10 protein-coding genes are annotated in these 8,129 nt (G+C 38.1%); all 10 read left to right on the top strand.

Annotated features, from left to right (window positions below; genetic code table 11):
- Nucleotides 1-449 precede the first annotated feature (449 nt).
- Nucleotides 450-1,070, top strand: a complete 621-nt coding sequence (locus NT145_02430) for a hypothetical protein (GenBank protein ID MCX5781551.1) — start codon at nucleotides 450-452, stop codon at nucleotides 1,068-1,070.
- A 109-nt stretch (nucleotides 1,071-1,179) separates the two neighbouring features.
- A complete protein-coding gene (locus tag NT145_02425; GenBank protein MCX5781550.1) occupies nucleotides 1,180-1,281 on the top strand; it encodes a hypothetical protein in 102 nt (33 codons plus the stop codon).
- 24 nt (nucleotides 1,282-1,305) lie between these two features.
- Complete coding sequence (locus tag NT145_02420; GenBank protein MCX5781549.1) at nucleotides 1,306-2,097, top strand: nucleotidyl transferase AbiEii/AbiGii toxin family protein; 792 nt, start codon at nucleotides 1,306-1,308, stop codon at nucleotides 2,095-2,097.
- A 458-nt stretch (nucleotides 2,098-2,555) separates the two neighbouring features.
- Nucleotides 2,556-2,987 carry a 6-phosphofructokinase gene (locus NT145_02415; GenBank protein MCX5781548.1) on the top strand — a complete coding sequence of 144 codons (432 nt, stop codon included), beginning with the start codon at nucleotides 2,556-2,558 and terminating at the stop codon, nucleotides 2,985-2,987.
- Nucleotides 2,875-3,363 carry a 6-phosphofructokinase gene (locus NT145_02410; protein MCX5781547.1) on the top strand — a complete coding sequence of 163 codons (489 nt, stop codon included), beginning with the start codon at nucleotides 2,875-2,877 and terminating at the stop codon, nucleotides 3,361-3,363. The genes NT145_02415 and NT145_02410 overlap by 113 nt, the downstream gene beginning before the upstream one ends.
- Nucleotides 3,364-3,543: 180 nt before the next feature.
- Nucleotides 3,544-4,065: a cyclic nucleotide-binding domain-containing protein gene (locus NT145_02405; GenBank protein ID MCX5781546.1), complete on the top strand. Its 522-nt coding sequence runs from the start codon at nucleotides 3,544-3,546 to the stop codon at nucleotides 4,063-4,065.
- Nucleotides 4,066-4,090: 25 nt separating this feature from the next.
- Entirely contained in the window at nucleotides 4,091-5,248 is a 1,158-nt protein-coding gene (tyrS, locus tag NT145_02400) for a tyrosine--tRNA ligase (protein MCX5781545.1), read from the top strand.
- A 48-nt stretch (nucleotides 5,249-5,296) separates the two neighbouring features.
- Nucleotides 5,297-5,956 carry a transposase gene (locus NT145_02395; GenBank protein MCX5781544.1) on the top strand — a complete coding sequence of 220 codons (660 nt, stop codon included), beginning with the start codon at nucleotides 5,297-5,299 and terminating at the stop codon, nucleotides 5,954-5,956.
- Nucleotides 5,957-6,003: 47 nt separating this feature from the next.
- Nucleotides 6,004-6,606: a penicillin-binding protein activator LpoB gene (locus NT145_02390; GenBank protein ID MCX5781543.1), complete on the top strand. Its 603-nt coding sequence runs from the start codon at nucleotides 6,004-6,006 to the stop codon at nucleotides 6,604-6,606.
- Nucleotides 6,607-6,702: 96 nt separating this feature from the next.
- Nucleotides 6,703-8,129: hypothetical protein (locus tag NT145_02385; GenBank protein ID MCX5781542.1), on the top strand; the 1,427-nt coding region annotated here is incomplete at its 3' end.

The raw sequence follows: 8,129 nt of genomic DNA, 5'->3' as shown, positions 1-8,129 counted from the left end.
TCAATATAGAAATCATCGCGGTCTTTCTGAAAGGCATAAAATTAGTTACTTAAAATGGTTTTGCTACTTCAAAACTGTCAAAAATAGCAACACTTTTTAACCTTTATGCCCATCCTGAATTTATTTCAGGATCTCGGCTTTGAGATGCTGAACCAAGTTCAGCATGACAAAATTGAAACAGCTCCTGATCCGCCGCGGCGGACAGGGTGCCAGCTTGAAAAATGTCTTAAATAAATCGGTTCGGCGCTGTTAAAGATGTGAAGTTATTTATAACTTCACAACAGGGGGGATGAAAATTTATAACAGCGCCGAATTTTTTGCACCCCCGACATCCAACCCAACCGCCAAACCGGGTTTGGCGGTTGGGTTATATTTGCTCTTGACAAATAATAGTTTATAATGTATAGTATTTCCGTAAATATACAAATATGTGTATTTAGGGAAATACAATGAATTTTAACGATTTTAAAAACAAAATCAGAAGTTTTCCATTAATTAATGTTCAAACTCTCAAGCTAGAGGGTGTTTATAATCATTCTTTGCAAGTACAAATGCTTCGTTGGCAAAAAAGCAGAAAACTCATCAAACTGCGCAATAATCTTTATATACTGAATTCAGAAGACCGAAAAATCAATCCTTCTCGCCTATATATTTCAAGCCAAATTTATAGCCCGTCATATGTAAGCCTGGAATACGCCTTATCATTATACGGCTTGATCCCGGAAAAAGTTGCTGATATTACTTGTATTACAACAAAGAAGACAAAAAAAATGACGAATGACTTTGGCACTTTTGTTTACCAGCATGTTAAAGTGCCGTTTTTTACGGGATTTATGGAAAACAAGGATGAGGAAAATCTGCCGTATTTCATTGCTTCACCCGAAAAAGCCTTTGTAGATTTTGTTTATTTAAATTTGAATAAATTTCAAAAAAACTATAGAGAAATGCTTGTTGAATCATTCAGGTTTCAAAATATTGACTCGCTAAATAAATCAAGGCTAAAGCAATATGCGGAACTTTCGGAGAACAAAAAACTATTAAAAATCGTTCAAGAGTTGAAATCTTTGTAAAGACCTCCTACAAAGATCAGGATGTCTTGATTATCAGCCCAAGGCTGATCCCTGCCCGCCGGCAGGCGCGGCGACTGGGGCGGACATAGATTAGACGGTGATTACACAGATGAAACAAATTGATGAACTGACCGGGAAAATAATAGGTTGCTGTTTTAAGGTTCATAAGGAATTGGGCCCCGGATTTAACGAGAAAATATATCAGGTATAATGAACATTATACCAGGGGAAATAAATGTATGAAATTTTAAAGCAGTATATTGAGAAAAATTTATCGGTTGAAGAAAAAATCAATAAAACCAGAGAGTATCTCCAAATCCTTGCGCTCAAAATTATGTTTGACAGAGAAATTTTTAATAATGTTGCTTTTGTAGGCGGTACTGCTTTGCGGATTTTATATGATCTTAAACGATACAGCGAGGATCTGGATTTCAGCCTAATTGAAAAAAAAGGGTATTCTTTCAAAAAACTGATTGATAACCTTTTGTTTGAATTTAATCATTATGGATTTAAAACGGAAGTAACGCGCAAGGAAACCATGGTTGTACATTCCAGTATGGTAAAATTTCCGGGATTATTAAAAGAGCTCGGTTTAAGCAATCTTAAAGGGCATAAACTCTCAATTAAATTGGAAATTGATACCAATCCGCCTGAAGGCTGGAACACTGCCGTTAGCCCGGTAAGCGAGTCATTTATATTTGCGGTCAAACATTTTGATTTACCGTCCCTTTTTGCAACAAAACTGCACGCTTGTTTTTTCCGCAAATATACTAAAGGAAGAGATTTTTATGATTTGGTGTGGTATCTCGGGAAAAAGATACTTCCCAATTTTAAATTGTTGAATAATGCTATTATGCAGACAGAAAAGAAATCAATGAATATTTCAGCGGATAATTTGAAGGAATTTATGGCTGAAAAAATCGAAAAAACCGATTTTAATGCCGTAAGAAAAGATGTAGAAAGATTTCTTGAAGACAAAAATGAACTTAAAATGCTTAATAAAGACATTATTCTGCAGATGATATAAGACTGGAAAAAACTATGTTTAAGAGGTGCGTTGTAATCCCGTCCGCCCCCCGCATGGTTTATTCTAAACCAAAACAGCGGGGCGGGCACGGCGGATCAGGATCAAGTCTATGCCCAAGGTGTCATTCCGGACTTGTTTCGGAATCTCGTTTGTGTCTATGTTGTCATCCCGAATTTATTTCGGGATCTCGTCTTTTGAGATGCTGAGCCAGTTAAGAGACCCTGAAACAAGTTCAGGGTGACCCGCAAGACGGGTCAGTTCAGGATGGGCATGACAGTGCTTATAAATACAAATAGTTGTTGAATTTGCCATCCTAATTATATATAATCCCTTTACCCCGTTAGAAAATATTATACAATTTCACCAACGTTCTATTTTACTTATAATTATTCTATGTAACAGTCCAACGGTTTAATCTTTGCTAGTGAAGCGGCCATTATTTCTAACGGGGCAAGCTTATGAAAAAGATTGGAGTTATTACTTCCGGGGGCGATGCGCCCGGAATGAACGCTGCTGTTAGAGCGGTTGTCCGCGAGGCTATTTATAAGGGGCTGGAAGTTATCGGCATAAACAGGGGCTTTATAGGGCTTTTGGAAGACCAATTTACCCGCCTTGACGCAAGGTCTGTAAGCGGTATTATAAATAAAGGCGGGACAATATTAAGGACCGGCCGTTGCCCCGAAATAAAGACCGCTACCGGGATGAACCGCGCAATTAATGTGTTAAAACACCTGGGAATAGAAGGATTAATAATTATCGGCGGGGACGGCTCGCTGAATGCGGGGTATTCAATCAGCAAAAAGGGAATACCTGTTATTTGCATTCCTGCCACAATTGATAACGATCGGCGTTTCGGCAGGTGCAGAATATATTTTAGTTCCGGAAATTAAAATTAATTATCCTCATCTGCTTTCTGATTTAAGAAAGGACCGTTCCCGCGGAAAGACTTCAGTAATAATAGTTTTTGCCGAAGGGGTGGGAAATCCTTATGACCTTGCCGATAGAATTAATAAAGAAATCGGCGCTGAAGTTAGGGTAAGCACTTTAGGCTATATTCAACGGGGAGGAGTTCCTACTTCAAGATCAAGAATGCTTGCCTGCCAGTTCGGAGCTTATGCAGTTAGTTTACTCCTTAAGGGTAAAAAAAATCGTCTTGTAGTTTTTAGTAAGGGGGCAGTTAGCGATATTCCTGTTTCAACTGCTATAAAGAACAAAAAATTGTTTGATAAAGAACTGCATAATTTAGCAAAACAGCTTGCGACTTAACGTAATAAGAGGCGTTAAGAAAGTTATAAAGTTAAAAGTTAAAAAGTTTAAGACTCAAAACCTTCATAACGTTCATAACTTTCTTAACTTTTACACGTTGTTTACGATTTGTCGTTCAGTTTTTACTTTCTAAACTTTCATAACTTTAACATGCAGTTAATATTCAAAATAAGGTGATTTATGGAACTAACAGTTAAAGACTCTAATTGGGCAAAAGAAGTTATTCGGCAGTCAGATTTTTTTGACACCCTTACTGAACAAGAATTGGCTCAACTTGTCGAAGGATTTGAAAAAAGGCATTATACAAAAGGAACAATAATAATATTTCAAGGCGAAATTTCAAACAAGCTTTTTATAATACAATCAGGAAAAGTTTCGGTTAATGTTCGCCGAAGAAAACAAGTCACTAAAGTTGCCGAACTCGTGCCGACGGATTTATTCGGAGAAATTTCGCTGTTAACTCCCCGCTCGGCAACTGCAACCGTAAAAGTGGAAGAAGATTCTGATATAATTATTCTCGCCGGAGATGTTTTTCGCGGGATTGTTAAAAATAATCCGGCTTTAGATGAAAAAATACGAAAGAAAATAGATGAGCGTCTTAAAATGCATGACCAGCTGGAAAATCCCGAACAAGCCATATTTTCCGCGATACTGCCTAAGGAAACTCCGCGGCATAAGCTTGATGAAGAAGACGAGGACTAGCCCCGGATTAAAGAGAAATTGAAATATGGATAAAATTCTCAGCAAAATAAAACGCGGCGCAACCGACATAATATCGGAAAAAGAACTTATCAAAAAACTGTCCGAAAAAAAAACTTTAAGAATTAAATTGGGCGTAGACCCTACATCTCCGGACCTTCATTTAGGACATACCGTTCTGCTGAATAAACTGAAAACTTTTCAGGATTTAGGGCATCAAATTATTTTTATCATAGGGGATTTAACTGCGAGAATAGGAGATCCTTCCGGCCGTTCAGAAACTCGCCAGGTAATGAGCGAGGAAGACGTGATGAAAAACGCCAAAACATATCAGGATCAGCTTTTTAAAATTCTTGACAAGTCAAAAACTGAAGTTGTTTATAACAGCTCGTGGCTTTTCCCTTTGGGTTTAAACGGGTTGCTGGACCTTGCAGGAAAATACACGGTTGCGCGGATGCTTGAACGGGACGATTTTGAAAAAAGATATAAGAATGACAGTCCGATTTCTGTAGTTGAGTTTTTATACCCATTACTTCAGGCGTATGATTCGGTAGCGGTTAAGGCGGACGTTGAGCTTGGCGGTAACGACCAGAAATTTAATCTTTTGCTTGGCAGGGAAATTCAAAGAGATTTTGGTCAGGATCCGCAGGTAGTTTTGACTATGCCTCTTTTAGAAGGAACTGACGGCGTAAGGAAAATGTCAAAATCGTACGGAAATTATATAGCTTTAAATGACACTCCAAAGGATATGTTTGGAAAGATAATGTCCGTATCGGATGAACTGATGTATAAATATTTTGAGCTTTTAACGGACAGGGATTTGAAAGAAGTAAAGGCTATGCATCCCAGGGAAGCAAAGGTGAGCCTCGCGGAAGAAATAACCGCAAAATATCACGGAAAAGATGCGGCTAATAATGCCAAGTGCGAGTTTGATAATGTGTTTTGTAAAAAGCAAAACCCCGAAGATATGGAAGAATGTGTAGTAGAGGCTAAAGAGATAAAACTTGCCGATTTGCTTGTAAATTCAAGCCTTGCTCCCAGCAAAAAAGAGGCGCGTCGTTTAATTGAGCAGGGCGGGATAAAAATTGACGGTGAAAAAATCCTTGAAGACAAAATTATTGTTTTAAAAAAGGAATGTGTTATTCAAGCCGGTAAAAGAAAATTCAAAAAAATCAAAATAAAGTAACCCAACCTCCAAACCGGGTTTGGCGGTTGGGGCAAAAAAAGGTACTTTATGGGGCAACGGAAAATTCCTTTGGTTGAAGAGTGCATATATCACATTTGTACGAAGACCATTGCTGATTATGTTATTTTTAAAGCGAAAAAAGACTACAATAGAATTCTAGGCACTTTGTTTTATTATATGCATGAGAATATCCCCTGCAAATTTTCTGCTTTTTTAGAATTATTTGAAAATACAAAAGAAGAAAAATTAGCTGAGATATCAGATTCGAATAAATTAGTTGAAATCATTGCCTACTGTATCATGCCGACGCATCTTCATTTATTGCTTAAACAAGTGAAAAAAGGCGGTATTTCAAGATATATGGAATTTGTTCTAAAAAGTTATAGCAAATATTTTAATGCTAAACTAAAAAGAACTGGGCCATTATTTCAAGGAAGATTTAAAAACATACTTATTGAAACCAATGAACAATTATTGCATGTAACGAGATATATTCATCTCAATCCGGTCAGCGCTTATTTAGTCAACAAACCCGAAGAATGGAAATTTTCATCCTTCAATGAATATCTAGACTTTGATAACAAAAAACAAATATGCAACTTCACTGAACTTATTGATCTCAGCCCAAAGAATTATAGAGAATTTGTCTATGATAATATAGGTTATCAGCGAGAATTGCAAAAAATTAAGCATTTAACAATGGAATGAACCAACCGCCAAACCCGGTTTGGAGGTTGGGAAAAAGGAGGAGTAAAATGAAGAAAATGCATTTGGTTATAGGTTTAATGTGCCTAGCATTGCTTTCATCGTGCGCGAATGCGCCGAAGATTACAAGGACAGATGCTTCTCAGCAAGTTGACCTTAGCGGATTCTGGAATGACACAGATTCCCAGCTGGTTTCGCAGGAAATGATTCAGGATTCGCTTTCACGCCCGTGGGTAAGCGAGTTTGTTTCAGAAAAGGGTGTAAAACCCAGAGTAATTGTAGGGACAGTTTTAAACAAAAGCAGTGAGCACATAAACACCGAAACATTCGTAGCCGATTTGGAGCGCGAGCTTACAAATTCCGGTAAAGTGCGTTTTGTCGCTGCAAAACCGCAGAAAGAAGAAGTCCGCGAAGAAAGAATTGAACAGGCAAAGAACGCAAGTCTTAAAACCGCAAAAAGCGCAGGGAAAGAATACGGAGCTGATTTTATGCTTCAGGGAAAAATCAATACAATTATGGACCAGGCGGCAAATACTTCGTTAAAATATTATCAGATAGAGCTTGAACTGGTAGACATTGAAACGACGGAAAAAGTCTGGATAGGCCAGAAAAAAATAAAAAAGATTGTTGAACAGAAAAAAAGAAGAATCTAAGTCAGTGATGAGTAATGGGAGATGAGTTATTAGAAAAGAATTCAGAACTCAGAACTCAGAACTAACTAGACTTCAGCTATAGATTGTGAATTATAAATGCTTAAACGCATATTAAGATATGTCGGTGTTTTGATTATTTCCGGAAGTTTAATTTCTGCCTGCGCGACAAAGACAGCTTATTACCAGGATGTCGGTAAATTGGTTTCAAGCGGAAAATATTCCGATGCTGTCACATTAACGGAACAGTCAAAGGACAGCGCTTACGGAAATAAAAATGCGCTTCTTTACTGCCTTGACCTTGGCATGCTTCTTCATCTCAGCGGCAATTATAAGGAAAGCAATGCCGCCTTTGAAAATGCAAAACGTTTGTTTGACGAACTTTTTACCAAAAGCGTAACTACCGAAGCATCTACTTTTTTAATAAGCGATAACATGCGCCCTTACTACGGCGAAGATTTTGAGCGGGCCCATGTTAATATTTTCTGCGCGCTGAATTATCTGATGCTCGGGGAAAGAAACGAAGCGCTGGTTGAAGCCCGTCAAGCAGATGATTTTTTAAAGAAACTCCAGACAGATTACGGCTACAAAAACGTTTATAAAGAAGATGCTTTTGCCAGATATCTGATGGGGATGATTTATGAGGACCAGGGGCAAGTTAATGATGCCCTGATTTCCTACAAGATCGCTCTTAACGCTTATAAAGATTATCAAAAAGTTTACAAGTTAACCGCTCCGCAAGAGCTTGTCAACGACGCTTTGAGGGCAGCTTCTAAACTTCGTTTTGACAATGATGTTCAAAATATTAAAAATGACTGGCAGGTTCCATCATACGAGGAATTGCCGAAAAATTTCGGCGAGCTGGTTTTAATAGATTATAACGGTTTTTCGGCTGAAAAAATTGACAGTTTTTTTGAAATATCTTTCGGCAAAGCCTGGATTTATGTTAACGGAATGGACGCCCGCGGCAAAGAAAGAGAAGAAGTGGAGCAGGCCGGCGCGATTGCCCGTTCAATTATTATGGATGAGCAGATCCGTATGGCTTTTCCGAAATATGAAAAAATTCCTTCAAGGATTCAGGGTTTCAGAGTTTCCACACAGGATCTTTCGGGAAGAAGTTCTGAAGGGGAAGTTGTTCAGGATATCAGCGCAATAGCACAAAAAAATCTTGAAGACAGAATATCCCGCATAAAGATAAAAACAATAGCAAGGGCAGCTGTAAAATTTGCGCGTGCCCATAAGATCTCTGAAAAGGTTGCAAAGGATTCAAACGACAAGCTTTTAGGGTGGATTACCAAGAAGGTCTTGAATGTCGCTTCTGCGGCAACAGAACACGCGGACAAAAGGTCGTGGAGGTCTTTACCCGACAAGATTTTAATCGCTCGGCTTCCTCTTAACGAAGGAAAGTATTCTATAAACTTAAAATTTTACGACAAAAGCGGTTTGCCGATTGAACAGAAAACTTTAGAAAATATTGAGATAAAATCCCGTAAGAAAACATTCGTAATTGTTCGTTCTGCTGATTA

Source organism: Elusimicrobiota bacterium (genome assembly GCA_026388075.1).
Lineage (GTDB): Bacteria > Elusimicrobiota > Endomicrobiia > Endomicrobiales > JAPLKN01 > JAPLKN01.
The sequence above is the reverse complement of the archived record's forward strand: the minus strand, read 5'-3'. Positions and strand labels throughout refer to the sequence as shown.

What these genes read in the sequence shown, in the direction of transcription:
- NT145_02425 (MCX5781550.1), top strand. Translation starts at nt 1,180, where the DNA reads ATGAAACAAATTGATGAACTGACCGGGAAAATAATAGGTTGCTGTTTT.
- NT145_02415 (MCX5781548.1), top strand. Translation starts at nt 2,556, where the DNA reads ATGAAAAAGATTGGAGTTATTACTTCCGGGGGCGATGCGCCCGGAATG.
- NT145_02410 (MCX5781547.1), top strand. Translation starts at nt 2,875, where the DNA reads ATGCGGGGTATTCAATCAGCAAAAAGGGAATACCTGTTATTTGCATTC.
- tyrS (MCX5781545.1), top strand. Translation starts at nt 4,091, where the DNA reads ATGGATAAAATTCTCAGCAAAATAAAACGCGGCGCAACCGACATAATA.
- NT145_02420 (MCX5781549.1), top strand. Translation starts at nt 1,306, where the DNA reads ATGTATGAAATTTTAAAGCAGTATATTGAGAAAAATTTATCGGTTGAA.
- NT145_02395 (MCX5781544.1), top strand. Translation starts at nt 5,297, where the DNA reads ATGGGGCAACGGAAAATTCCTTTGGTTGAAGAGTGCATATATCACATT.
- NT145_02390 (MCX5781543.1), top strand. Translation starts at nt 6,004, where the DNA reads ATGAAGAAAATGCATTTGGTTATAGGTTTAATGTGCCTAGCATTGCTT.
- NT145_02430 (MCX5781551.1), top strand. Translation starts at nt 450, where the DNA reads ATGAATTTTAACGATTTTAAAAACAAAATCAGAAGTTTTCCATTAATT.
- NT145_02405 (MCX5781546.1), top strand. Translation starts at nt 3,544, where the DNA reads ATGGAACTAACAGTTAAAGACTCTAATTGGGCAAAAGAAGTTATTCGG.